Here is a 24,736-nt window from a genome sequence, read left to right on the forward strand (position 1 = left end):
TCCTTATGTATCTAATTAAAATTCAACTTTCATTTGCTTTCTTAAATTCCTTCATCATTTCTCGCATCTTATCCATACCTACACTCTTAGTTTTGCTTGAATTCACTGCGTACTCTATAAAGTCCTTGTAGTCCATTTCATTAGTGAATATTGCTTTGGTTGGGCGTATTGGTTTATTGCTCATATTCATATGCCTCTCTTTTCTGTATGGAATCAAATTTTATATGTAATATTGTCCATCATAGTAACCAATATGTTACCAATCTCTTTATTTTGTTCATTTAAACGATCCTGTTGTCTCTCCCACTCCAGTTGTTCATTTTTACGTAACAATTCATTCTCTGCTCTTAGTTCTGCCACTTCATGAACTAAGCTCACTATTGTTTCGGATCTAACCAATAGATCAAGCTCATTCTGATTCAGATAGTCAAATATTGAATCCCTCATCTTATTACCTCCATTTTTTGTTTATGTAAAATAACTGTTTCAACTGAAATAAATAATATATTTCTTTTTTGCGAATATGTAAGAAACTTCATTTAACAGATCTCTATAATACCTGTAACCTATTCCATACGGCGTTTCAGATAAACTCTCAACGGTATCGTTCTTGTCTTTATTCCATCGAATGACTCCTTCTTTTCTAGCAAGAGCTTTGATATGCTTTTGCAGTTTCATGTCGTCAATCAAGGTTCTCTCTTGTGCCATTTCTATTTGTTTTAGATGTTCTGTAAGCTCATTCCAATTAGTAATCGATTCCATTTCCATCCCTCACTTCTATGTAAAATCCTGCTTTTAAATAGTTTCCATTCTTCTTAGATATCTATACTGTGTTCTTTTCTCAACTTATTCGCTTCTAATTCTAAAAATGAAATCTTGTCTTCAATACTTATGTCTTTTGTTATAAAACTCTCGTCTTCATTTAAAATTTCAGATAGTTGTTTGAGTCTAGGTTTAGGAATTGGTCTTTTCTTGCTCAACCATCCCATTATGGTTGGTGATGAAATTCCTAATTGTTCTGCAAGCTTTTTATATTCAATGTCTCTATATTTGCAGATCAGCTCTAATCCAATATTCAACTTGTTCAACTCCCCAGTGTAATCCTGTTCTATATGCTTTCATTTTTTTTCAATGCTAGTAATTAAATCATCAATTGAGTTGAATATATTGCTAGAATTTGAATACAATAAACGCTTCACTCGTAATAATAATTTGTTGTTTTCCAATTCCCTCAATTTAGACTCGATCATGTCACTGTGCGGATTATATGTGTCATTGCTTTCAGGAACTAGCATGACATCTCTTTTCGAAAGCCTGTTAAGATAATCAAGTTCTATTTCTATTTTCTCAACTTCAGTTAGCTCTTTTTGGAATAAGTGTTTATCCAGTTTAAACAGGGCAGCGAGTTCATCGATTTTAGAAGATGAGATATTCCTCTTCCCTCTAATCCAATCGCTCACGGTTTGTGGTGTAATATCTAATCTTTTGGCTACATCTGTATAGCTTCCACCAAATATCTTGGTGATGTACTCCAGCCCAATACTCATCTTGTTCATCTCCTTATGAAATACTGTTTTTACTCAGAATCATCTATACTACTTTTTACAAAATCTTTAATGTCACCAAGGATTTCATATAACCAGCCAGAGAAATCATATCTCTCTCCATAGCGTTCACAGGCTTCAGCTTTGGCAATTACTACTCCACCTTCCCATTCATCGAACCTATGAACTGTCTGCCAATCATTAAATACTCTAATGACTGCATTCACTCTTTCCCTATTGCTATTCCACCAATCAATTTCGGTGTCGGTGTCCAACTCTTCTATGAGTTTAAAAACCAAATTCAATCCTCCTTTTCTAAATGAAATCGTTGTTTCAAATAGTCTTATGTATCGTTACAGTACGTTGTTACTGTTTGTTGTACATCGTTGCTTAACTGATACCATAATTATAAACCTTTTACAAATGTACGTATAGTGTTATTTTATTATTTATTTTAATCAAATTACTTATTTTTAGTTGTTATATGAGGTTTCTTGTAGCTCTTGATAAATTGTCTCAGTTGCAATAGAATTACTATGTTCAGTCTCTAAATATCTACTACAACTGCAAATAGACTCACCTAGATATGTGAGCTTTAAATAAAACATCTATCTGACTTTTAAGCACTCTCACCACAGAGGGTGCTTTTGTTATGTCTTCTTTTTGTTACCTGAACGGTAACACTCTTCTAAATTTAAACCATATACTGTCTGTTGTCAACTGAATTTGTATAAAGGGGGATTCTCTATGGTTTCTCGTAGATTAAAGATACACTTAGGAAATCTACTTGATAGCAAGGATATATCACAAAGAGAGTTATCGAGACGTACAGGAGTTCGTCATGTAACTATAAGTAAAATTATTAATGGTGAGGCAGTATACATATCATTTGAAAATATTGAAAAGATTTGTATTGAACTAGATATTGATGTAAATGAAATTATGTCTATGATCGAAGAAAATGAATAAGCACACATTGGTATGGTTGTCGGGTAATCTTTTGGCCCTTGTTGGTTACTATCTGTATGTTAAGACTTCTAAAATTGGATATGTCTACGCTGTTATAACATGTGCTTTAACGTTGCTAATACTATCGCTATATCTAATAATAAAAAAGAAATGAAAAAGGAGCTGCATATTGGCAGACTCCTTAACAGTTATCGAGATGTTGGCTCATCTACCTCAAAATATTCAACCCCTAATTCATCTAACAATGATTTAACCTCAGTCAGATTATATTCGTTTTGTGCCGTTTTGTTTTCAGTGCTAGTTAATCTCAAAAAACTTCCGCGCGCGTAGCCTATTGCTGCCCCAAAACTCTGCCTGAGTGTTACCAGTTCAATCTTAGCTAAAGGCCCAAAAGTCATTTCTTCTTTATTATTGAACAAAATCGTCGCGAAACCACCAATTTTAGCATCAATCAGTCTATACTTATATTCTTCCATAGTTTCACTCCTCTATGTAAAAGTAACATTTGACTTAAAGTTTCAGTTAATATTTCTCAAAATTTGTTCGATCTTATTTAATTCAGTTTGCAATTTAAACTTTCTTATTGCTTCTTCCGCTTCATTTATATGGTCAGTTTTATCCTCTGTCAACAGTTTAGCTTCATACTCAATACTTTTTAGTCCTGAAACGATAACTAATGCCTGTTCTCTTGATTTTCCTTCTTGGCTGTACAATTGCCAATGCTCTTCTTGAGGTTTCTTATAAAGTATAAAGCACATTTTATTTCTCCTTTTTGATCAAATTAAAATTTCATTCAAATCTAGTATTTATCAAGGACATTTCATTGATATTGAAGTCGTTCATGAATTTACTCATACAACGGTCATTGTGAAAATCATACTCTTTGTTGTCCATTTCTACACTTTTATATTCATCACCTTGTATAAATCGTTTTTGTCCACAGTAACATTTTGAAATTTTCACATTTTTATTGATCATCGTTATCGCCTCCATAAATTATTATCTCATGAACCTAAAGTTCAATGGAATACCCAATCTGTCTTCAATTACAATAATCCGATTCTTGATGTTCATTCTTTCTTCCCAGTTCAAATTTTCATTCATTAAATAGTCTTCTTTAAGACTTTTTAATTGATCTCTTGCACTCAATTCTGACACCTCTTTATGTATTATCTTTTCTATCTGAATATAATTATACAACAATAAATATACATATACAAGTATTATTTTATCGTTATTGATGATAAAAGTCTTGTTTTACCTAAAACAAAACAGCCCTTTAAGGCTGCTAGTTAACCGTCTCTGCTGTTGGGATCTCAACCCCTAAAGATAATCCTGTCACAATGAATGAGACGATAAAAACAAGGACATACAGCCATATAACCGTAAACCTTGATTTGCCATCCATAAAGGCTAATGCAGGATGAATAATGCCGAACAGTATCAATGGAACTGAACTCACCATAATCGTAAACGGTATAGCTGCAAAGCGATTGAATGGTGCAAACACAAAGCAGATAAAGAAGAAGACTGCTATTGTAGCAATTGTCATGTATTTGAACGTTTGAAGTTTCTTGATGCGCCTTCTAGCCTTTGGTTCTCTGTCGTAATAATCACTTATGTATTTATCTTGGATGTAGCTGTAAACCTTGTCTGATCCCCTCTTTGATGATTGTCTCTCTATCTTGCTCATTGATCTCTGAAACTTCTTCTGAGTCGGTGTTGGCAAGCTGTATCCCCCTTTTCACTTTGTATACAGAGTGTATCATCCTTTGAGTGTTTTGAGAACAAAAAAGAGCCCGATACGGACTCTAGTTTTAAGATAAAAGACTGGTTTTATTAGAAAAAGCAGTCTAAACTCAGACTGTTTCAAGATTATGTATTTGAATATTTTCTCCACGCTCAATTAGTTCTTTAAGATAATTTATACTTAAACCGTTCACATTCGTTACTAGATGTGGATAATCTTTTCGATCTGTTTCCCACATTTCTTTAATCATATGTATTTCTTCATCACTAATTAACTTCAAAGGGAACAATCCCATACCATCTCTAATTCTATTTACTTCACTCTCTGTCTTAATTAATTCCTCAAACAAGTACTCTCTTGCTTCAATAGTAACTGTTCCCTGATCTACACGAATTTCTCCTGTAGTTCTATCAACCATTGGTTTGCCGTTGCGTTTATGACCAGATTTACTTACTTTCTTTATCTCTTTATTTATCTCTCTCCATTGTCTCAAAACCTCTGATCGGTCTTTTCTTTTCTGTCCCAATGGTTTTACTGGTATATAGTCCCCAAACACTTTAAGCTGCAACATACGCCATTCAGACAGTGGCTTCATCCATGGATGAGTATCTGACATCACTTCTGTTGAGCGATCATTGAGAACAACTGGACACGTCCAGCACCCAAATCGTGCCCCACAGCTCTCAGACTTAGCTGCCTTCTTCTCTGTAGCTTTAGGATTAGTGAAGCCACACTCACCAGTAGCCTCTCTATAAAGTGTTCTTACAGCATGAGAGGAGCCCCATGGTAAACGCTCTTTAGCTAAGTAATTCCATACATCTTCAATAGTGAAGTCAACAATGGGCATAAACGTTTTACTTTGAGTAAGGTTAGCATGGTCACCAATCTTGTAACTCAAATCATTTTTACCTGTCCATTTTTCAATTGACTGTCTGCGTTTTTCACTTTCGCTCGACCTTGTGCCAATCAATATATATGAAGGATTAATCTCTTTTAATTTCTTATTTTGAGGTCGAAGCTTAAGTCGATCTGTACACCATCTACCCGCACCATTATTCTGAGGTAAAAAATATCCTCTACCCAAAATTAAGTAAAAGTATGATTGTTCTAATTCTCTTGTAACTAGTGTAACTGATATAGGTAGATCCTTTTTAGCTATGTATTTTTCTAATTGTTCTACTTGTCCATGCATATATGTTTCTAAGTTTGGATTTTCTACAACTGTATCAGACATAACAGCGTGAACCATCCTAATTCTTTGTTCTGGTTCTAGCTGTTCAAGCATTTTCGTTACCATACTTAATACACATGTAGAGTCTTTTCCCCCAGACCATGCCACAGCCCAGTCTCTTGTGTCTTGTGTGTCTAGATACATTCTTCTCAAATCCTCAGTTGACATTGAAACCAGTCTTTCGAATTCTTCTATTCTAATCACTCCTCTATTCTTTTAATAATTCTTGCTGTTTTATTCTTAAAGTCTACTTCTACTCTTTCTGCATCATGTTCCATTGTTGCTAGATCCAAGCTGTCGTACTGACAATTCACTTCTTGTAAAAATTCATCATTTTCATTAAATAGTTTCCAATCCAAAAACCCTCACCTCCTTTCATAATATTCAGGTGAGAATTATTTAGTATACATTCTATAAAACATCTCTTTGATTTCATCTTCGCTATGTATCCAATCATTCATTGCTTTCTTAATATCTGTTGGACTTGGACTAATATTAAGAACTTCAACCTCATCGCACCAATCAAAAACTGATGCTATAACCATTGCGACTCCAAAGTTAATTGCAGAATTTGTAGTTCCATCAGCTTCCTTATATATCTGATTGCCAATCTCACTAGACATTTTATTCATTTGAAATTCAGTCAATTAAATTCCACCTTTATCTTCAATAAATGTATGCTGGTTTTACTTCATACTCTATGTATCCATAAACTTGCATGCTTGATAAACCGTTAGCGGCCTTAACATAGTCTTCTTCGATAGACCATGGATCGGATTTATACCACTTTGTTACGACACAGGCATCGAAAAGATTACCTTCTCTTTCGTGAACTTCTACAGCAACATTTTCACTCAATTCAATCCATTTAGACAAACAAATCCATCCTTTCTATTTAGTTCCAATTTTGACTAACTCATATTTTACGCTTGAATTTTCACGCAACGTGTATCTAATATTGGGAATCATGAAGTAGCCACTCAGTCTATGAATCTCACCACTTGCTTCACCAAATGACTTATGTACACTTTATACAGTTGTTACCTCATTCATATTGATCACCCTTTCGAATGTAATTTTTATCCTTTGTGAAACTGCTGTTCACAGTCTTCCCAGTCAAACGGTGTGTCAACATTGGTGTTTGTTTGAAAAAGTGTAACTCCGATTTGTGTACACCATTCGCCCTGCAACTTATACTTTTCTTTTGCTTTTTCAATTGCCTCGACATGTGTCTTTACATTGGGAATAATCAATCTATGTCTGATTCTATTTCTATGACTCTCACCTGTCATAGCTACCAAGATGGCAAAAGTCTGATTAGTGTCTGTTTCAATATTGATTTTAGTAAATTCGCTTGTTAGTCTAATAATTTCGTTCGTTTCACCTACCCTATTTCCAATTTGCTTTATGTTATAGCTCATTATTTTTCCTCTTTCCTTTTATTTTATAATTTAATTATACATATTTTCATTTCTATAATCAAGTGTTATTTTATTATAATAAATATAAAATAAGCATTTCATTTGGATTAAAGATCAATAACATCCGAATCAATTTCTACACCATCAAATTCTATAGATACCTTTATCAATTTTCTACCATCGGTGTACATATCACTTGCATCAGAAACACGAACAACCATTTCTTCCTTCAACACTTCCTTCATTAGATTCTTAAAGTCAGTTTTGTCCATTGATTACACCTCCTGTTTATAATTATGCATAACTTTGGATAAAAATATCATCAATCACGAGTGATTTACTTTTTATATTAAATATTTATGCACTATTCAAATGTATTCCTTCTAAGAATTTACTATATATCAATTTCGTTTTAGATTACTTAGATTAGCAAACATCTTCTGGCGCATCATCTACCGTTCCACAAAGATAATCTAACACATCTTGCCTTCCTCCATAGAAAACTTTGACTGTCTCTAAACCCAACCAGAGCGCCGCCAGCAGTCTGTGATTACCATCAATTACTTTGGCTGATGGTAAAATGTAATTTCTCATTGTTTGATTATCAATCTGAATTCCTGTAATTTCGTGAGGATTCTTTACATAGTAAATTACTCTTCTGACATGCCATTCTTTATCTTTATATGATTTCACTTCATATCTGTATTCATCACCGTAAGGCTCTTCTTCGGGTATCAGACCGTTTCTAAGTCCATCAGTAATATCTCGCAGGTTCACAAATTCAGATTCGTTCCATTCAAACCCTCTATCTGGATTGAGACCTGTGCTTTCTCTTAGTCTATCAAGATATATTACAACCAAATCCTCATCCAAATTTATCTCCCTTTCCACAGTTTAATTGAAAGTCATAGCCTCATTAACAATCCATTCTTGTTCTACTTCTCCCCACGTATAGCCATTCTCATGTGCCAGATCCCATAGTGTATTTTTACTATCAATATTGCTGTATCCCAAACCTTCTAAAAGGTTAAGCATTTGAATATCATTCAAATTATTTCACTCCTTCAATTTTTTTAACTTCTAATTAAATTTCGCAATAAACATAATCTTTAAACTTGTCTTTGCAATAAAATATACCGTCCTTAGCTAAGTCATGGTTTTCTTCAACCGTCATGCAAACGCCTCCTATTGCCCCTCAATTAAATTAATTATATGAAGTCGGTTAAGAATTGATCTTATAAATCTCAATTTCTATTTGATTGCTATTTTCTGATCTTGGCAACATCAACGCGGATAGGTTGTTTGTTTTGTTCACTGCTGCTACAAAGTCTATAATTTCTGTAGCGCTATTAGTTGATTTCAAAGTAATAATCAATTCATCCTTCATTTTATCTCACTCCTTCAATTTGGTCGTAAGGTGAGTACATGTTCCATCGATTTTTAAATTCAACCTCATTGTTGATACTATCAACAACCTGATATTTTCTTCTTTCATTCGGTTCCCATTTGGAAACTCCGTTAGTTAGGTACTCTAATCCCGTTGGCGATGTAATTAATGCACCTTGCCAATGTTCTGTTTGAATCCAATTTTCAAATGTGTATTTCAATTTGATCACTCCTATGTATTTATATTCTTACAGAGATACATACTTCACAAATTTTCCACAGTAAACATATTCACCACTATGTAACGATACAGTTTCTTTAATTTGCCCACTGCATTCCCATCCATCGGCTTCCATAGTTGCAACATGATTTTCTCTTTCTTCTCTGGAATTATAATGATAAGTCGCGTGGGTATATTCAAGTACTTTTCTCAAATAACCTCTCTCCTCTTATGTCTTGATAAAGCAAGAATTTTATCATGATAAATCGGGATTTAGTTTCATTGCTTCGAATCCTATTAGTTCCATTTCTGCTGAGACTATAATGTTTTTGTTTTCCAAGGTCATAGCTACATTGTGAGAACAAATTTCAGAAAAAAAAGTTGCGTTAATTTTATCGTCTACTATTGAGTTGACTTTAATGGGATGAATCTTTTCGGTTATTGGGTGATGCCCAAAATAAATTGTGCATCCGTATTTTTCCTCAAGGCGTTTAATTCGACTCACGATGTCTCTATGTTTTGCTGATAATTTAAACATGTCTCATTCCTCCTTTTGATGATGAAATCACTCATTTATGCAAAATTCAACTTAGATGGTTTTCCTTCAAAATCTGTTAATACAACTTCATAATCTGAATGCTCTTTTGTTATCCCATGAAAGTAGAGTCCGTTGGAAAGTTTGTAATGACCATCCTCAACTCCTGAGATTACAGAATCAATTCGCTGTGTTCCTGCATAATAAAACACTTTTCTCCCTAACATGTTCAATCTCCCTTTCTTGATCAAATGAGTATATTATCTACATTCTTGACTTAGCGATTTGAAGCATTTCCTGATTAGATTGAATAAGTTTATTTTCAATTTGGCTGAAGTCAGCACATCTTTTACTTCCCATTAGCTTTTTGAATAATTTGATCATTTGTAGTCACCTCACAGGATTAGAATGTATGTTACAGCACTATGTTTCTCGTTCGGATACGTTGTTTATGTATTGCTTAACTTGTTAATGTAATTATACAACTAATATTATATAATGTAAAGTGTTATTTTATTATTATTTAAGAAAAGAGATCCCTTATGGAATCCCTTCACAACCCTATTTAAGTTTAACTGTCCAAATCTCTACTTCTTCATCTTCGTTGACTGGTTCAATGTAAGTGACAATGACCTCTTTGCCCTGATACTGTGTACTCAATGCCTTTGTGAATGCTATATCTTCTTTATGTAATGCGATATCAGTAACCTGTAGCACCCAGAAATGTCCATCCTTATCCTTTGAAGTGTGAGCGACATAATAACCGCTACCTTTCATGTAATACACCTTTTCAATCTTCATTGTGGCTTGTTTAACCTCCTGTTTAACACCACTTGCCAGCACCGTACTAGAGAACACAAGAGAAAAAACAAACACCATAAGAACCAATGCGAACTTTTTCATTTATATTACCTCCATTTATTTTATTATTATTGTTTAGCAATCAATGATTCAACTAGGTCAAGATGCTGGCTGAAGGATAACCCTACTGAAGAACGTTTAGTATGATTTTGTGTATGTACTCTTTGCTCTGGCTGCTTAAACGCTGCGTATGGATTAGTTTTATGTACTGGATGTATGTAATAGATTTTTATCATGTGTTTACCTCCTTCCTATGTGTGTATTATCTATGTGAAAGGCCACTTTCATGGACTCTTGATATAATTTTATTTACAGCTCTCATGAGTTTCGTCTCCATTTAGTATCCACTCTCTCACAATTGCACGAAGCTCATCTACGCTAATGTCATCCGGTAAATCCATGACATCAACAATATCATTCTCCAAAATCGCCATTTCCAATTCTTCTTTATTCATGTTGTCTACCATTTTAATTACCACCTTTTAATTTATTGTTTTATTTTTGTGTTTTATATATTAACGAAGGATCAATGCTCCTACGATTGTTTTACTTTTCAGTGCTTGCTTACGTGCCCATTGTGACTTCAATACTGCCAATTTAGATTGACTCATTTGGTTTCAACTCCTTGTTTCGTTTTCCTTTACCTTATATACTTATTATACACTTCATATATATAAATTACAAGTGTTATTTTATTATTATATGCAAATAAGCCACCTATTTTATTAGATGGCTAGATTTAATACATGTTTAAGAAAGGTTTTGAATGAAGAAGTTAAAACAAATGACATACACAACGGTTTTTGTTGTGGATGAAGGTGAACGACAGCCATGGAGTGAAACGGAATGGATCTCGTCACCTATTATTATTGTAAATATTTAAATTTGTTATGTATAAATATATACTATTTTATCTTTTAATTATTAACCTTTTTCCTTTAAGACTTACCCCTATTTTTCCCTTTATTCATAAGGGTTTTTTGAAGAGTTTATAAGGTTTGTTCTTATAAACTTATTTCATCATCAAGCCAAGACAATAAAATTGTTCTCATTCTTTCTGAAGGTATGTATATATCAATTGGTTGATTGTTTCTGATTGCGCTTCTCCATATCCACTGTATAAGTTCAGATAAAGCATACATGTCTTGATTAACTTCAATGTTTCTACTTTTAAAGTATCCATCTAATACAGGATTCAGAAACCTGTTAACAGCGTATACCAGAACTATTTTATTTTGATATTTGTTCGTGCTTCGTTCATTAACTGAAACATATCCTTTCGTATAGCCAACACCCGAAATCTTTCCTTTGAAATCTTTATATGTAGTCCACATATTTTTATCTGATCTGGAATTCATTATATTGTTAAAATAATTCAAAGTATTATTCTTTAATTGTTTATGTAGGTGTTTTTTATTTATGTACCAAGACTTTGAGAGTGAATATTTCCCCTCTCCTACCTTATTCAAACTTCCGTTATATATGTTTATCTTACTTTTAATATTGTTTTTAATATCTTTTATAGATGATGACCTTTTGTTGATAAATAAATATTTTCCTTTGTCATTATTCACTGACCAATATTCATATTGGATTTTGTGAATGTCAAAATAATATTTCTGTAATTGTGATTCAAACAAGTATGTAAGAATATAAGTATCCTTAAACAATTCAAAAACATTGGGTGGGAAACTCCAAAGTAAAATAACTCCATTATGAATAGCTAGGTTATTGTTTAATGCGTATCTTCTAACTACTTGAAACTTACCACTATATATTTCATTCTGTTTATCCTCTTTTGCTGTATCCCATAACAAAGTCCCATTATCAGACTTAACTAACCATTCTTTAAGCAACATCTTAGTGTCGGAAGCAGATATATTTACTTCTTTGACTACTTCTAATGCCTCATCTAGTATCAAAGTGTATCCACCATTGTAAATCAAATCTTTAGTTACATCTGTAGCCATCTTAAATAGTTCGTGAGTCGTTGCTATATTTTTTCCTTCAGACAGTAACTTGTGTAGCGAATCCAGTTTAAAATATAGTTCACCATCAGAAGAGAAAACTTTTGGCTCATAGAATTTTCGTTCGTTACATGATTGCTTAATTCTAGTTACCTCATCTAGGTAAGGTGTGATGTAAATATACTTGTTGTCGTCTTGCCTGTTCATTAACTCAATGGATGCGGTCGTTTTGCCCGAGCCCATTATTGAATCTACTACCTTAACTATAATGCCGATCATCCTTTCAAATTTAATTGCAAGTAATTCATTTATGTAAAACTCTATTGCTAGAGTGAAAGCGTAATTGGTAATTATAATTATACACCATATTTATACTATTAACAATGTTATTTTATTATAATTATCTAGCAAAGAAATCCCTGTGTGTTCGTTCGAGTCTTTCAAATTCTTTATAGAAGCTCTCACCGCTATATCGTGTATGGATTTTTTGTCCGTTATACGAGAATGAAGTTAAAATCCCGTTTTCTTTCTTTTCAACCCCATTTGAATATAGTTCTTCTAACATGATATTGTATCGACTAACTAGAATAGTAAACTCTTCTTCTCTTTTCTTTTTATTTTCTGCCAATTTACATTTTCTATCCAATAGATAATTACAATCACTTACACGTTTCATCTTATCTAAAGAAAATGGCAACACGCTTAAGTGACTAAGAAACAATTCTATTTCTTCATATGACATCTCATATTTTGTTTGTGTATATTTTTCTTCAAGTTGAAATAGTAACTCATTAGATATGGGTGAACTTTCTGGATGGATCATTGTTGGTTTCAGTTTGTTTTGAATAGCGTACTCGTAAGCTTCTTTATAACTGGCGTATGTTTTGGTATAAAGATGACATTCTACTTCACTATTAAACAAAGTTTTGTTTGAATCGACGTTTTTATTTTCAGCATTGTTTTCGCACACATTGTCGATTCTATAGTTAAATACATAACCTCTAGCACACGTTGAAATGATATCATTATTCTTTAGAATTGATAGAAAAGTCCAATGCTGATCAGTATCAAAGTTGTTCTGAATATACTTATGTATTAAATCACGATAGATAATATCGTCTGGCTTGAGTTCGTGTCCATTGAATTGATTATATATCATATTGTAAAAGTACATTATTTTATCATTTATATTTGAAACAATCTCTTCGAGTAGAATCTCTTTATTCTTATGTTTGGATAGTGTTAACATATATTCTTCTTTAGAAGAAAATACGGATTCATTAAGGACATAATTCAATCGAATAGAGTTGTTATTAATATTTGAATCAACGTTGTAAGAATCTGTTACATTTTCGTTTTGCGTATCTACATTATCGTCGGACGGTATAATATCTAATCCTGCTGCTTCTTTTACTTTTATAATGAATGCATTTATTTGTTCTGCTGTATATTTATTTTTATCCCGTTGTTGTTCTGCTTTATGTATTTGTTGATAGGCAATCTGACGTTTAAGTTCATCTTTCCAATCACCTGTTTTAGAGAATTCGATGATTGTCTCACACTTCTTAATTGCTTCTTGTCGGTTATCTGCAAAAACATCAAATGTAGTGATTTTTCCGATATATGAAAAGTCATATTCGCATTCATATCTCAAGCCAATTGAATCGAAGTTATAATCTTTACGACCTCTAGGACTAACAGTGAATTGTACCATTATATATTCCTCTTTTCGTTGTAATGTTATATTATAATTATATATGATTAAAAAGAAAAAGTCAAGCATAAACTTGACTTTAACTAATGTAAAATTTATTATCCTTCTCCTGTATGGATCTAAAATCAAAAACATTCTTAACTGGCTCGTTTATTGCTGATGCCACTTTAATCATCGTTTGAACATCTAAGTTATAATCGTGGAGAATCTGGTTAGCTCGCTGCTTCGTTACTGCAAGCCTATTACCCAACTCTTCTTGTGTGATTCCTTTACTCTTAGCAACTTCCTTTGCTCTGTTATCGAACCCACCTGAGCGGAATATACTTAGCTGCTTATCAATGTATCTGTTTGCTTCAGGTGATAGGTATAAATCATTGCATGTATTGCATTGTGTTGCTGGTATATTCTCTATAACAAACACTTTACCTTCTTCGTTGTGTTCCATTGTATAGCTGATATCGGTTAGACTGGTTGAGCCACATTCTACACACTTAGTAAGCTTACTCATACATTATTCCTCCTGTTAAGGATAAGCACTGTTAGTGCCTATCCATTACTGTAATGATTATAATTAGTTCGTCTTGGTTAAACTTGATGGCTAGTCTGTGGTTATGTATGCCACCTTCTATCTTATATGATGTAACACCGTCTGGATTGTTATCATCTGTTCTTAGTATCCGCTTAACATTGGTTAAGATATCTTTTACATCAGAATCGGTCATTCCACGTTCATTCATACGTTGTCTTGCATGTAGTCTTAACATGTACTTATCTTGGTGCGCTAGTGAGTGTATCAAGTTGATGATTTGTTGATGCTCGTTACTTGTCATGTTATCACCTCCAATCCCATAAGTCAATTATACACCTTACTTTAGTCAATGTAAAGTTATTTTTAATATTTGTTATTTTATTATTATTGATTAGATTACGAGATGGATAGATGGAATGAATAATGTGATGAGACAAATTGGAATTGAAAGTAGGATTGGTAAAATGGATTTGAAATTGTGAAAGTGAAAATTGTAAGTTGAATAAGATTGAATGGTGATAGTATGTGAGACGTGTTTAATAGGTAATGTATCATATGAGTAAGGATGATATGTATAGATGACAGATAGAGTGAAAGATGCAGCATAAGAGGTGATGAGTGAATAGTTAGAATGTGAGATGAGTATAATGTGAGTGACAGTGCGATAGATAGTTATTACAATAGTTATAATAAGTCATGATTTACGCAAATGCTGTTACCCACTGATTGAGATACCCCCATGGGGTATATAGATGTGCAGAAGGAAATTTGAAATTTTTTGAGCAATTTAAATATTTTTTTGAAAATATGCTTGACAATTGAGCAGCATAATGGATCAGTCGCAGCTCTGTCTAATATACTTCTATCAGTAATACAATGTATCTTATATACCTGATAGAGCCATAGGTGGGGGGTACATTTACACCCAGAAAGTAATAATTTCTGGAAAATAATCCGCTAGCACTTATCAATGTGTCATCAAGTTATTTTATCTCTTCACTCTCCCATCAATCACAATTCACCCTACTTCCAATCGTCTTTTCAATCGTAAACCCATTTAAACTACTACATTTCCCTTATTCTACTGTCTCTAATACACATCCATTTTCTATAGTTTGTTCTCCTCTAATACAGCTTTCCCTTATTTAATAAGGATTTCAACGATTCAAATTTTTATTTATCTTCCTTCACACTCTCAATCCCTTTTAATAATCTACCTCCCTGCCACTTTTTGATGTAAATTACGATTGGAAATTTAAGCACAAAAAAAGCCCATCAGACAAAACATGTCCAATAGACCTGATATAATTTTTTATTCTGCATTAATTAGCTGCTGTTTCTCCTTTGCATTTACAATTTGATACGCCTCTCTCTTGATCTGGGTTAAAGAACCATAATTCTGATTCACTATAATCCTAATTAATTCCTCCTTCGTTAGTTGTTCTAAAACTCCATCTTCAATTTTCTCTTCCATTCTAAGACTTATGCTATTAGATAGGTCTTCATTGATATGTCTATAGTAAGTTTCAGTAGTTGAGATATTGGAATGGTTAAGATGTTGCTTTGCTTCTTCAAGTGTGCCAAATCCAGCAGCAACATTCCTAAAACTGTGAAATTTAATATTCCGTTCTTCTGGGAATTTCATTTCTTCTCTAAGGCGATCCATCATATCTTGAATGGTAGTGTTTGATAAATGAAAGATTCTGTCATCGTTATATTTCTTATAGTATGGTCTCTCCTTTATCTTGACCAACTCTTTAAAAAGGTCTTTGGATATAGGAACGGTGTGCTTGATGTTTCCTTTACCAGTTATTGTTACTCTGTAGTAGCTCCCATTCGAACTTAACTTTATGTCATTCCATTTGAGGTCTCTTAGTGAACTCTTCCTGAAGCTTGTTGTATATGCCATTCTAAGAAACGCAGACTTCTCTTGACCTAGTTTTCTATCCTTGAGAACAATTTCAGCCATTTCTTCTGCCTCATTTAAATAAAGAGCTCCAGCATGCTCTGAATCATCAGAGAGTGAATCAACTTTTGTATGTTTTGAATTTATAGGATACTCGTTTATCTCTAGAAACTCATACAAGCTTTGAATTGGTGATATGTAATTATTTATCGTAATATTCGTATAATCTGCCTCGTGTTCTTTAAGGTCGTTCTGGTATCTAACCATATCAGCATTTCTTACCTTTAGATCATCCACAGTTAAAAATTCAATTTCTTTATTTACAGGTAGCCATAAAAAGAAATTACGGATACTTCTCTCGTAGTTTTTTTGAGTGTGTTTGCTCTCAAATTTTTTTATAAAAGTCATAATGTCCTCGTAGACTCTTCTACTATGTAATTCAACTACGCTCGCATTTTTAATCATATTCATTCTCCTCTCCTGCATCTATGTCCTATTATATATGAGGAAACAAAAAATGTAAATATATTTATTGACATGTGTTATTTTATTAATTATAATGAAAACACGGAAGCTCATTCCGAATACATACTATAGCTCACTGAAGCTGAAAGGAAATATTGGATGATCAATAGAAACAAAGGAAACCACTCTATTAATACTTGGGAGGATCATTACTATGATGGTTATGATGTAGACTACTATGATGAAAAGCTAGTATCAAGATGGATGAAAGAAGGAACTAAAGATTGCATTGAATATTTGGACACCATCGACAATGAAGTAATGTGGTACAAAAATAATATGAATAAATAATACATAGACAATATTATAAGTAAAGGGTGTTTGAATGGCATTGGATAAGCAAGTATACATATATAGCGTCGATACTAGCGCTTTTTTCACTCAAAAGGAAAGTTTGCTGAGAAAAGAAATCAATAAAGCTAAACAAAAGAATGAGAATGAAAAAGTTAAAGAACTAGATAAGAGTTTTCGAAATATCATTGACTCAAACATCCACTTGAAACGAAAACTAAACCCACATAGCTTGTCCATTAACAACAAAGTCTCATTGTTTGAGTCCTCTCTGACACGGACGTTGGGTCTAGAAGAAAATAATACATATGAAGATGTAATAATTGTAGAAACACACTATTATAGTATTTTCGATAGCCTCATAGAGAATGGATTTACTCTAAATGATGAAGAGTATGTTCCTTTTACAGCATCAGCAGGTCAAATAAGAACTAAAAAGACTGTATTTATGAAGAAAACGACTTGGGACAATGTTAAAGATACGCTAACATGTGGCTTATCTGAAGAAAAAATAAATAAGCACTATGATGTTAACAAAGACAATAAGAGATTTTATGGTGTAAGCATTAATAAATATTTGGCTTATCTTGCACTTTGTTCAAGTGCTACAGATGAATGGAAGGATTTCAACATTGACCGTTCGATTGTAGTTGAAGATTTTGAGACTTCAATTAATACAACGGTAGATTTTGTTGACGATGTAACCTATAACGTTAAACGCAGAAAGATGGATATTCCCATTAATCATACTGATGGGTGCGGTATGATTTTGCCAAAGAAAAGTAAAAATTCGTTCATGGTTCGACTTCCTTGGGTCAAGGGATTGCTAGTTCCCTTCCCATACGACAAATTCATAGATAAGAATAATTCCACAGTTACAGATATCTATGGCAAAAAACATGATGTACTTAAAGAAAAAATTGAAGTAATTTTCACCAAAAGCCAGTTTAAGATGTGGAAATATTATGAGAATTGGGATGAATACAAAAAACTTTACAAGCAATACAAGTGTCATGCTAGTTTAACTAATATAGAAGAAGATGAACTGAGCTCTGCTCGACTATGTTACCAGATGTTGCAAACTCTGACCCTCATCTCAGATGAGCAACTGGACAACCTAGTTTCAATAACTAGAGGAGAAATTCAAGAAACAGTTAGCAACCCCGAAGAAATGCTTAATCTAATGGGGGCATCTAAAGGACGTTTTGAGGATAAGAATAATTTACAACAAGCTCTTTTCATATATCCTGAACTGCTGTTAGATCCACATGTAAAAACTAAACTAAAAGAAGCCAAGGCTAGTCTTATGAGAAAAGTGTATACAGGTAAGATTAAAGTTGATGGCTGCTATACTTTTATTGCTCCAGATTTGTATGCATTTTGTGAGCATATGTTTAATGGAGAGGAAAATCCTCAAGGTTTACTTCACAACGGTGAAGTTTCATGTAAGGCGATAACGGGAGGTGTAAAGGTTGACCTCCTGCGTTCACCACACCTGTATAAAGAACACGCAGTAAGGATGAATACAAGAAACGAACTCACAGAAAAATGGTTTATTACTAAAAACGTCCACACTTCAATTCATGATCCAATTAGTAAAGTGCTTATGTTTGATTGTGACGGGGATAAAGTCACAGTTAGCAATGATGAGACGTTGGTTTCTGTAGCTGAAAGGAATATGGTCGATGTTGTTCCACTTTACTATGATATGAAGAAAGCTCCAGCAGAAAAAATACACAGAAAAAGCGTTAAAGAGAATTTGAAAAGAGCATTCTCTGGAAATATTGGAATTGTAAGTAACGATATTACTAAGCTATGGAATAGTGACTCAGTTGATATTGATTTAGTTAAAATTAGAACAATGGAAAATAACTTTGAGATTGATGCAGCAAAAACAAACTATAAGCCCGTCCGACCAAAGCATATCAAAGCAATGTTTAAACCTTTCAATAAAATGAAAATGCCTCATTTTTTTACTTACGAAAAATATAGGCTTAAGCCGCAAGACAGGAAAAAGAAAAAGCCGAAACGAACCACAGAACCTTGGAATGAATCCACAACAGTAAATAGAATTAAAAACCTTTTTCCTGATGTTCGTATTAAATTTAAAGCAGTCGCTGATATGTATGAGTTTGATTATAGCAATCTGATGTGCGCTAGTAGAGATAAAGACGAGCTGTATTATTCAATTAGAGATAAATATGAAGAGTTAAATAATGAGAAATGGAAGTTTTCCTCAAAAAGTAATAATGGCGACATAAACAATTCTGACCACCTTCCTGTCTATGTTTATATTAGACAAGAATTAATGAAGCTATGTAGCGATCCATTCTTAATCGCAGATGTTATTATCGAACATCTATATGCGGGTTCGAATAGTAGTTATAAGACCACACTATGGTCGAGTTTCGGTGACATAATTGTAGAGAACTTGAAACACAACTTATCTAGTAGATTAAAGCTTTGTGAAAAATGTGGCACCGTGTTCTCTAATAAAAGAGATAAAAGTATGAACAATAAGAAATATTGCGACCCCTGTTCTGTTGAAGTGAGAAAGGACAAAGTAAGAGAAAATGTTAGAAATTTGAGGAGTAAGAATTAAAATACATAATTTTATCGTGTAATCAATTCTAAAATTACTCTCGATAATGAAAGCCTTATGTATCAACGTTTTGCTAAATTTGAGTGTAATTTTAGATGGGTGTTTTAGGGGAGGTATGCTCATTGCAGCTTAATGACAAGTAACAGAAGTTTTAACTGGCATACTTTCACCAAAAACAAAAAAACAATTACAAGGGAGATTTAAAAATGAATAAAGCAGACTTGGTTAACGTGGTATCAGAAAATACAGGAATGACTAAAAAAGATACGGAAAAAGCAATTAATGAAACACTTCAAGCGATCACAGAAGCACTCGCAAAAGGTGAAAAAGTTCAGCTATTTGGTTTTGGCAACTTCGAGGTACGTGACACTAAAGAACGTAACGGTGTAAATCCTAAACTATTGAAAGAGCTCAAAGAGCAAGGCGTAGATGAAGTAACCGCCAAAGCACAAGCAAGTGTATATATTCCAGCCTCCAAGAAGCCAGCTTTCAAGGCCGCAAAAGCCCTAAAAGATGCTGTAAAGAAGTAATTTCATAGTCTCTTTTTATAATAAAATAATATTAATACATACATATAACCAGAATAATATAGGGAGACATTTAATGTCTCCTCTCATCTATTGATTTAGTTTTAAATAATATGCATACGGGGGCAATATAATATGGCAAAGAATAAAGATAGCAAAGCAGTTAATCGTACGGGTACGTTTGATATGGATAAGATGCAAATTGTAGCCGAAAGTAAGGATGGATTTCAAACATATGACCTAAAGGCTCTACTTCAAGAATTTGATGGTGAGCAACTTTCTTTCACCCTTGCTTCAGATTTTAACCCGAGCCATTTAGTTAAAGAATAAGGGGTGAATAAATGACTACAACCCCAGAAAAGCTTCTTGAAATTGGGATTAAAAAGAGAAATGGAGATATTGTAGATAGCTGGTCTTCCCTTGCAGAAAACTTTGGTAACGGAATGTTTTCTGACGGTGAACAATATCGTTTGTGGGTAAAGAATAGACTCAGAACTGAAGAAAAAAATAAAAACAAGACGGTTAATATTAAAGAAGACTTTAAAGAGTCTATTGAGATCAATAAAGATGGTTCACAAAGCAGCATTAAACTTATCAAAATGTCTATTGAAGACTCTAAAGATGTAAATTATCTACTAAAGGCACACGGTTATGATACTGACCTGTGGGAACTGACTTCTGCACGTTCGAATATTTGGAATTCATATTCTAAAAAAGATGGAATTATGCAACTATATTCTAGCAAAATCTCCGTCAAGCCTAAGAAAGATGAACTATCGCTTGAGTCAATCCGTTCTACCTTCAAAGAAATGTCAGATATGTACATTCGTCCTTCACACAATCCCATCCGCTACAGCAAGAATGGGATGATGCTCGAAATTTCTATTGCTGACATTCATCTTGGAAAGCTTGCTTGGCAGGGCGATTCTAATGATACATATAACTGGGAAATTGCAAGAGAGAGATTTTTTCATATTATCAACGATGTTCTAACTAGAACACAGTCTTATAAATTTGAGAAGATTTTATTCTGTTGGAGTAATGATTTCTTCCATTACGATGGTTTAACTAAGACTACAACTGGCGGCACTCCTCAAGATACTGATTTGAAATTCGCACAAATGTATAAAATCGGAACGAAGATGTTGATCGAAGCAGTTGATTTGCTGTCTCAATTTGCCCCAGTAGAAACTTTCTATGTTGGAGCCAATCATGATAAGTTGACAAGTTATGTTGCAACTGAGCATCTTGCAGCATGGTTTAGGAATGATCCAAATGTAAAAGTAGACACCGACCCTAAGATTAGGAAATATATCGAATTCGGTAAATGCTTAATTCAATTTTCCCATGGACACGCTGAGGGTAAGCGAATCGGTGAAGTAATGCCAGTAGAAGCCAGAGAAGCATGGGGTAGAACTGTATATCATGAGGTTCATGCTGGTCATTTTCACTCAGAAAGAACTGTTACAAAAGATAATGGAGTAATTGTTCGTTATCTGAATTCTCCTACTGGATCTGACACTTGGCATTATGAGTCAGGATATGTCGGGGCGTTGAAAGTTGGTCAATCGTTTATTTGGGACAAAGAATTGGGACTAATGGATGCAATTTATACAACAGTAGAATAGATTTTTACTATAAAATTGGCTCTAAGATTTTGCAGAATTTAAATTCTAAAAGAATACATAAATCGATTACCTGATTAAGCATTGAATCGGGTTTTTTCTTATTTATTTTTGTATGGGGAGATTCTGCCATAAGGATCTTTAAACAGGCCGCTCCCTCCTACCCCATAGTTTTAAATACTCTACCTCAAGGAAGGTGAACAATGGGAGAAGTCATAAAGAAAGCATGTACTTCATGCAAAAGAAATATTACATTAGCTACTAATTTTTATAAATCATACAACAAGTTTGATGCAGATCAATATATGTCTATATGCCGTAAATGCTTAAGAGATAGCATTGACTACAGCGATATGCAAACAGTAAGAAGAACATTAATGCAGATAAATCGTCCATTTATCCAAGCTATTTGGATATCGTCATCGGAAGAAGCTAAGAACAAAAATCAAGATCATTTTGGATTGTATATCAAGACAATTCAGATGAAAGACTTCCGTGATTTAACTTGGGATGACAGTGACAATACCGAAGCAAGTAAAATAGATTCACCTCCTCAGCAACCATCCGAAAAGACAGATAGATCCGACAATGAACCTAATGCAGTTCAATTGGAGATAGAGTTGCAAGACAATAACCGATTAGATGTTATAAAAATGCTTGGTTATGACCCTTTCGAGCTCGAAAACACTAAAGATAAAAGACATTTATACAATAAGTTAGTTGATTTCTTAGATGAGGGTACGTTAGAGGATGGATTTAAATTACCAACAGTTATTGAGATTGTAAAGACATTCAATCAACTAGATAAAATAAATAACACGATATCTAAAATGACTGCTGATGTAGATTCATTAATAACAAATGCTGGCACAATTAAATCACTTATTGAAGCTAAAGGTAAGCTTTACAAGTCTGTACTTGACCTTGCTAAAGACAATGGTATCTCAGTAAACCATAATAACAACAAGAGTAAGGGTTCAGGAACACTTAGCGGTATTATTAAGCAACTTCAGGAAAAAGGGTTTGAAGAAGCTAGCGTAAACTTGTTTGATATTGAAACTTGTGCAGGTATGAGTCAAGTTGCAGATATCAGCAATGAGAGTATTTTTAAACAACTTCAATTTGACGAGAATGATTATTCCGCTATGTTAATCGAACAAAGAGAAATTATTGGCGATCTTAGCGGGAAAGTGACTAAATATGAAGAAGAAATCAGAGTTTTGAAAAAGGAATTACTAAAGTTAACAGATAAGAACATTTGATAATTACAGAATGAGGAAATAATCTCCCTGTAATATTGGGGGTGATATGCTCTATGGATAATAAAAACATGTCAACAAGGAAAATTGAAGGCTATTTAAAATTAGCACAGATTATTCAATGGGGACGATAGCAAGAATCCAGTACGATTCGTTGAACGTTTCTTTGGAATGGAATTATTGGATTATCAAAAATATGTATTTATGCAAAGCTGGTCTACCCCATTTGTTTTGTGGTGTATGGGACGTTCGAGCGGTAAAACTACTCTAGGTTCCCCTTTTATAATGGCAAAATCTTTACTAATTCCTAATTTTGAAGGCTACATACTTGCTGGTGTAGGTTCGCAATCACAAGAGATGTTCATGAAGATTGAAAAGATAGCTAAACGTGAAATTGCGTCTTTTACTGGACTCACTGACATTTTCTACAATGAGACGGTCAAAAGTTCGGCAAATACAGATGGATTTACTCACAACCCCGCATCATTCTCATATAAACTCTACAACGGTAGTGTTATAAGATCTCTTAACGGTTCTTTCGATAACAACAGAAGTAAGCGTAGTAATTTAAACTTTTACGACGAAAGTGGATTCGCCCCTGATGAGTTATTTACCACCTCTGAACCGTTTACCACACAAAATAGTGACTTTAGACTAGGTGGAGACGTAGACGTTACTCTCTTACCCAAACAATTCCCCAATCAATTAATTTACGCCTCTTCTGCCTCTTCTACTGATACATACTTCTATAGAAAATATAAAGATTTCGCAAAGAAAATGTTCCTTGGTGATAAACGGTATTTTGTTGCTGATATTAGCAGTGATGTCGTTATTAATGCAACATATAACGGTATTCTGTATCCGGTATCCCTCCTGTCACAAGAAAAAGTAGATACTGCTATGAGAGATAACAAAGAAAAGGCTATGCGTGAATACAAGAATATCTTCACTACTGAAGGTTCAGACCAACAAATCATTAAACGTGCAGCTATCATCCGAAATTCCGAAGTTAGCATCCCTGTACTCGCAAATGACGGGAAGAAGAAGTTTGTGCTTGCTGTTGACCCTGCAAGACAGCACGATAATTCGATTTGTACACCTGCCGAGTTTTACTTCGATGAGAACTTCGGATGGAAAATGAGGCTATCTAACTCAGTCAGTTTTGTTGATATTGCTAAAAAGAAGAAAACTCCTATGAAAACACCGGATCAAATCAAGCACTTCAAGAACTTGTTGCTCGACTATAACGGAAAACAAGCTGCTGATTATGAAAATGTCATGCAAGTACTCATTGATTCTGGTGCGGGTGGCTCTGGTGTTTCCTCTTGGGCTGACGGACTATTGGATGATTGGATCGATGAACGAGGAGTAACTCATAAGGGATTAATTGACTCCAAGCACGATGAATACAGGATACATAATAGTAAATATCCAAATGCAAGCGAGATTTTAACTCTTGTTTCTCCTCAGAAATTTAAGAAAGACATGTTTGATGCGCTAATTGAAATGATGAGTTTAGACTTAATTACATTTACAGAGACATATGACAACAAGGGATTTTTGACTCTTGTTGATGAAGATGGGGAAAGTAAGCAATACAAACTTTCTTCAGATGAAGAAATAGCGTTGGTTAATGTAGATATTGCTAAAGAAGAATTGGTGAGTATTTACGCCTTCAAGAGCACAAACGGCAGTGTAAGATATGATCTTCCTCCTGATAAATTAAACAAAATCGGAGATGACAGAGCCTATACAATTGCTATGTTGGCGTGGTATTTACGGAATCTAAGACGTGAAAGTATTACCAAAAAGAAGAAGGCCATTTCCGATCCTTCGAATTTCTTTCACATGCGAAAACCAAAAATATATTAATG

General features: G+C 33.7%; 38 protein-coding genes. 7 read left to right on the top strand and 31 right to left on the bottom strand.

All coding sequences use genetic code 11. The features are described 5' to 3' along the window. Positions 1-22: 22 nt before the first annotated feature. From IFU39_RS16635 to IFU39_RS16660, 6 genes are read right to left on the bottom strand one after another with little or no spacing between them, the layout of a single operon-like run. Complete coding sequence (locus IFU39_RS16635; RefSeq protein WP_192133830.1) at positions 23-184, bottom strand: hypothetical protein; 162 nt, start codon at positions 182-184, stop codon at positions 23-25. Positions 185-213: 29 nt separating this feature from the next. Then, positions 214-447 (bottom strand): hypothetical protein, encoded by a 234-nt coding sequence (locus tag IFU39_RS16640; RefSeq protein ID WP_192133832.1) that lies wholly within the window; start codon positions 445-447, stop codon positions 214-216. A 39-nt stretch (positions 448-486) separates the two neighbouring features. After that, positions 487-768, bottom strand: coding sequence for a hypothetical protein (locus IFU39_RS16645; RefSeq protein WP_206759567.1), 282 nt, complete (start codon positions 766-768; stop codon positions 487-489). A 47-nt stretch (positions 769-815) separates the two neighbouring features. After that, complete coding sequence (locus IFU39_RS16650; RefSeq protein ID WP_192133836.1) at positions 816-1,079, bottom strand: hypothetical protein; 264 nt, start codon at positions 1,077-1,079, stop codon at positions 816-818. Positions 1,080-1,118: 39 nt separating this feature from the next. Then, the gene (locus IFU39_RS16655) at positions 1,119-1,547 is read right to left on the bottom strand and encodes a helix-turn-helix domain-containing protein (protein ID WP_192133838.1); all 429 of its coding nucleotides are present in this window, start codon (positions 1,545-1,547) and stop codon (positions 1,119-1,121) included. A gap of 29 nt (positions 1,548-1,576) precedes the next feature. Next, a complete protein-coding gene (locus IFU39_RS16660; RefSeq protein WP_192133839.1) occupies positions 1,577-1,843 on the bottom strand; it encodes a hypothetical protein in 267 nt (88 codons plus the stop codon). A 448-nt stretch (positions 1,844-2,291) separates the two neighbouring features. On the opposite strand from IFU39_RS16660, the gene IFU39_RS16665 reads away from it, so the two are divergent. Beyond that, positions 2,292-2,513, top strand: coding sequence for a helix-turn-helix domain-containing protein (locus tag IFU39_RS16665; protein ID WP_192133841.1), 222 nt, complete (start codon positions 2,292-2,294; stop codon positions 2,511-2,513). Positions 2,514-2,701: 188 nt separating this feature from the next. Here IFU39_RS16665 and IFU39_RS16670 read toward each other — a convergent pair whose 3' ends face one another. From IFU39_RS16670 to IFU39_RS16790, 25 genes are all read right to left on the bottom strand, one after another. Next, positions 2,702-2,989, bottom strand: a complete 288-nt coding sequence (locus IFU39_RS16670; RefSeq protein ID WP_192133843.1) for a hypothetical protein — start codon at positions 2,987-2,989, stop codon at positions 2,702-2,704. Positions 2,990-3,031: 42 nt separating this feature from the next. After that, entirely contained in the window at positions 3,032-3,271 is a 240-nt protein-coding gene (locus tag IFU39_RS16675) for a hypothetical protein (RefSeq protein ID WP_192133845.1), read from the bottom strand. A 31-nt stretch (positions 3,272-3,302) separates the two neighbouring features. Further along, positions 3,303-3,491: a hypothetical protein gene (locus IFU39_RS16680; RefSeq protein ID WP_192133847.1), complete on the bottom strand. Its 189-nt coding sequence runs from the start codon at positions 3,489-3,491 to the stop codon at positions 3,303-3,305. A 310-nt stretch (positions 3,492-3,801) separates the two neighbouring features. Next, on the bottom strand, positions 3,802-4,242 hold the full coding sequence (locus tag IFU39_RS16685; RefSeq protein WP_192133849.1) for a hypothetical protein: 441 nt from the start codon (positions 4,240-4,242) through the stop codon (positions 3,802-3,804). A 130-nt stretch (positions 4,243-4,372) separates the two neighbouring features. Then, positions 4,373-5,698, bottom strand: a complete 1,326-nt coding sequence (locus IFU39_RS16690) for a phosphoadenosine phosphosulfate reductase domain-containing protein (RefSeq protein WP_192133852.1) — start codon at positions 5,696-5,698, stop codon at positions 4,373-4,375. Then, positions 5,695-5,853, bottom strand: a complete 159-nt coding sequence (locus IFU39_RS16695; RefSeq protein ID WP_192133854.1) for a hypothetical protein — start codon at positions 5,851-5,853, stop codon at positions 5,695-5,697. Before IFU39_RS16695 ends, IFU39_RS16690 begins: the two co-directional genes overlap by 4 nt. A 36-nt stretch (positions 5,854-5,889) precedes the next feature. Beyond that, the gene (locus tag IFU39_RS16700) at positions 5,890-6,141 is read right to left on the bottom strand and encodes a hypothetical protein (RefSeq protein WP_192133856.1); all 252 of its coding nucleotides are present in this window, start codon (positions 6,139-6,141) and stop codon (positions 5,890-5,892) included. Positions 6,142-6,160: 19 nt separating this feature from the next. Continuing rightward, entirely contained in the window at positions 6,161-6,370 is a 210-nt protein-coding gene (locus IFU39_RS16705) for a hypothetical protein (RefSeq protein WP_192133857.1), read from the bottom strand. A 203-nt stretch (positions 6,371-6,573) separates the two neighbouring features. Beyond that, a complete protein-coding gene (locus IFU39_RS16710; protein WP_192133859.1) occupies positions 6,574-6,915 on the bottom strand; it encodes a hypothetical protein in 342 nt (113 codons plus the stop codon). 107 nt (positions 6,916-7,022) lie between these two features. Next, positions 7,023-7,187 (bottom strand): hypothetical protein, encoded by a 165-nt coding sequence (locus tag IFU39_RS16715; protein ID WP_192133862.1) that lies wholly within the window; start codon positions 7,185-7,187, stop codon positions 7,023-7,025. A 154-nt stretch (positions 7,188-7,341) separates the two neighbouring features. Next, the gene (locus tag IFU39_RS16720) at positions 7,342-7,788 is read right to left on the bottom strand and encodes a ParB/Srx family N-terminal domain-containing protein (RefSeq protein ID WP_192133863.1); all 447 of its coding nucleotides are present in this window, start codon (positions 7,786-7,788) and stop codon (positions 7,342-7,344) included. 21 nt (positions 7,789-7,809) lie between these two features. Continuing rightward, positions 7,810-7,965: a hypothetical protein gene (locus tag IFU39_RS16725; protein ID WP_192133865.1), complete on the bottom strand. Its 156-nt coding sequence runs from the start codon at positions 7,963-7,965 to the stop codon at positions 7,810-7,812. Positions 7,966-8,137: 172 nt separating this feature from the next. After that, positions 8,138-8,302, bottom strand: a complete 165-nt coding sequence (locus tag IFU39_RS16730) for a hypothetical protein (RefSeq protein ID WP_192133867.1) — start codon at positions 8,300-8,302, stop codon at positions 8,138-8,140. A gap of 1 nt (position 8,303) precedes the next feature. Further along, positions 8,304-8,522: a hypothetical protein gene (locus IFU39_RS16735; RefSeq protein ID WP_192133869.1), complete on the bottom strand. Its 219-nt coding sequence runs from the start codon at positions 8,520-8,522 to the stop codon at positions 8,304-8,306. Positions 8,523-8,549: 27 nt separating this feature from the next. Continuing rightward, complete coding sequence (locus tag IFU39_RS16740) at positions 8,550-8,735, bottom strand: hypothetical protein (protein ID WP_192133871.1); 186 nt, start codon at positions 8,733-8,735, stop codon at positions 8,550-8,552. Positions 8,736-8,777: 42 nt separating this feature from the next. Then, positions 8,778-9,059 (bottom strand): hypothetical protein, encoded by a 282-nt coding sequence (locus IFU39_RS16745; RefSeq protein ID WP_192133873.1) that lies wholly within the window; start codon positions 9,057-9,059, stop codon positions 8,778-8,780. 35 nt (positions 9,060-9,094) lie between these two features. After that, on the bottom strand, positions 9,095-9,283 hold the full coding sequence (locus tag IFU39_RS16750) for a hypothetical protein (protein WP_145401508.1): 189 nt from the start codon (positions 9,281-9,283) through the stop codon (positions 9,095-9,097). Between the two features lie 334 nt (positions 9,284-9,617). Then, positions 9,618-9,959, bottom strand: coding sequence for a hypothetical protein (locus IFU39_RS16755; protein ID WP_192133875.1), 342 nt, complete (start codon positions 9,957-9,959; stop codon positions 9,618-9,620). Positions 9,960-9,985: 26 nt separating this feature from the next. Then, positions 9,986-10,153, bottom strand: coding sequence for a hypothetical protein (locus IFU39_RS16760; RefSeq protein ID WP_192133877.1), 168 nt, complete (start codon positions 10,151-10,153; stop codon positions 9,986-9,988). Between the two features lie 69 nt (positions 10,154-10,222). Beyond that, complete coding sequence (locus IFU39_RS16765; protein ID WP_192133879.1) at positions 10,223-10,372, bottom strand: hypothetical protein; 150 nt, start codon at positions 10,370-10,372, stop codon at positions 10,223-10,225. A 549-nt stretch (positions 10,373-10,921) separates the two neighbouring features. Then, positions 10,922-12,091, bottom strand: coding sequence for a hypothetical protein (locus IFU39_RS16770; RefSeq protein ID WP_244661012.1), 1,170 nt, complete (start codon positions 12,089-12,091; stop codon positions 10,922-10,924). Positions 12,092-12,284: 193 nt separating this feature from the next. After that, the gene (locus IFU39_RS16775) at positions 12,285-13,598 is read right to left on the bottom strand and encodes a hypothetical protein (protein ID WP_192133880.1); all 1,314 of its coding nucleotides are present in this window, start codon (positions 13,596-13,598) and stop codon (positions 12,285-12,287) included. Between the two features lie 79 nt (positions 13,599-13,677). After that, complete coding sequence (locus IFU39_RS16780; protein ID WP_192133882.1) at positions 13,678-14,106, bottom strand: YgiT-type zinc finger protein; 429 nt, start codon at positions 14,104-14,106, stop codon at positions 13,678-13,680. A gap of 31 nt (positions 14,107-14,137) precedes the next feature. After that, positions 14,138-14,428: a DUF4258 domain-containing protein gene (locus IFU39_RS16785; RefSeq protein WP_192133884.1), complete on the bottom strand. Its 291-nt coding sequence runs from the start codon at positions 14,426-14,428 to the stop codon at positions 14,138-14,140. 1,011 nt (positions 14,429-15,439) lie between these two features. Continuing rightward, positions 15,440-16,498 carry a tyrosine-type recombinase/integrase gene (locus IFU39_RS16790; protein WP_192133886.1) on the bottom strand — a complete coding sequence of 353 codons (1,059 nt, stop codon included), beginning with the start codon at positions 16,496-16,498 and terminating at the stop codon, positions 15,440-15,442. 385 nt (positions 16,499-16,883) lie between these two features. Between IFU39_RS16790 and IFU39_RS16795 the strand changes: the two genes are divergently transcribed. The 6 genes from IFU39_RS16795 (at position 16,884) to IFU39_RS16820 (ending at position 24,734) form a co-directional block, all read left to right on the top strand. Then, positions 16,884-19,451 (top strand): RNA dependent RNA polymerase, encoded by a 2,568-nt coding sequence (locus IFU39_RS16795; RefSeq protein ID WP_197997814.1) that lies wholly within the window; start codon positions 16,884-16,886, stop codon positions 19,449-19,451. Between the two features lie 206 nt (positions 19,452-19,657). Continuing rightward, the gene (locus IFU39_RS16800; RefSeq protein ID WP_192133889.1) at positions 19,658-19,981 is read left to right on the top strand and encodes an HU family DNA-binding protein; all 324 of its coding nucleotides are present in this window, start codon (positions 19,658-19,660) and stop codon (positions 19,979-19,981) included. Positions 19,982-20,113: 132 nt separating this feature from the next. After that, positions 20,114-20,308, top strand: coding sequence for a YonK family protein (locus tag IFU39_RS16805; RefSeq protein ID WP_192133891.1), 195 nt, complete (start codon positions 20,114-20,116; stop codon positions 20,306-20,308). An 11-nt stretch (positions 20,309-20,319) separates the two neighbouring features. Further along, the gene (locus IFU39_RS16810; protein WP_192133893.1) at positions 20,320-21,606 is read left to right on the top strand and encodes a hypothetical protein; all 1,287 of its coding nucleotides are present in this window, start codon (positions 20,320-20,322) and stop codon (positions 21,604-21,606) included. A gap of 200 nt (positions 21,607-21,806) precedes the next feature. Continuing rightward, a complete protein-coding gene (locus tag IFU39_RS32960; protein WP_244661013.1) occupies positions 21,807-22,865 on the top strand; it encodes a hypothetical protein in 1,059 nt (352 codons plus the stop codon). A 168-nt stretch (positions 22,866-23,033) separates the two neighbouring features. Beyond that, positions 23,034-24,734 (top strand): terminase, encoded by a 1,701-nt coding sequence (locus IFU39_RS16820; RefSeq protein WP_244661014.1) that lies wholly within the window; start codon positions 23,034-23,036, stop codon positions 24,732-24,734. Positions 24,735-24,736 lie beyond the last annotated feature (2 nt).

Source organism: Paenibacillus sp. CFBP 13594 (assembly GCF_014842675.1).
Taxonomy (GTDB): domain Bacteria; phylum Bacillota; class Bacilli; order Paenibacillales; family Paenibacillaceae; genus Paenibacillus; species Paenibacillus amylolyticus_B.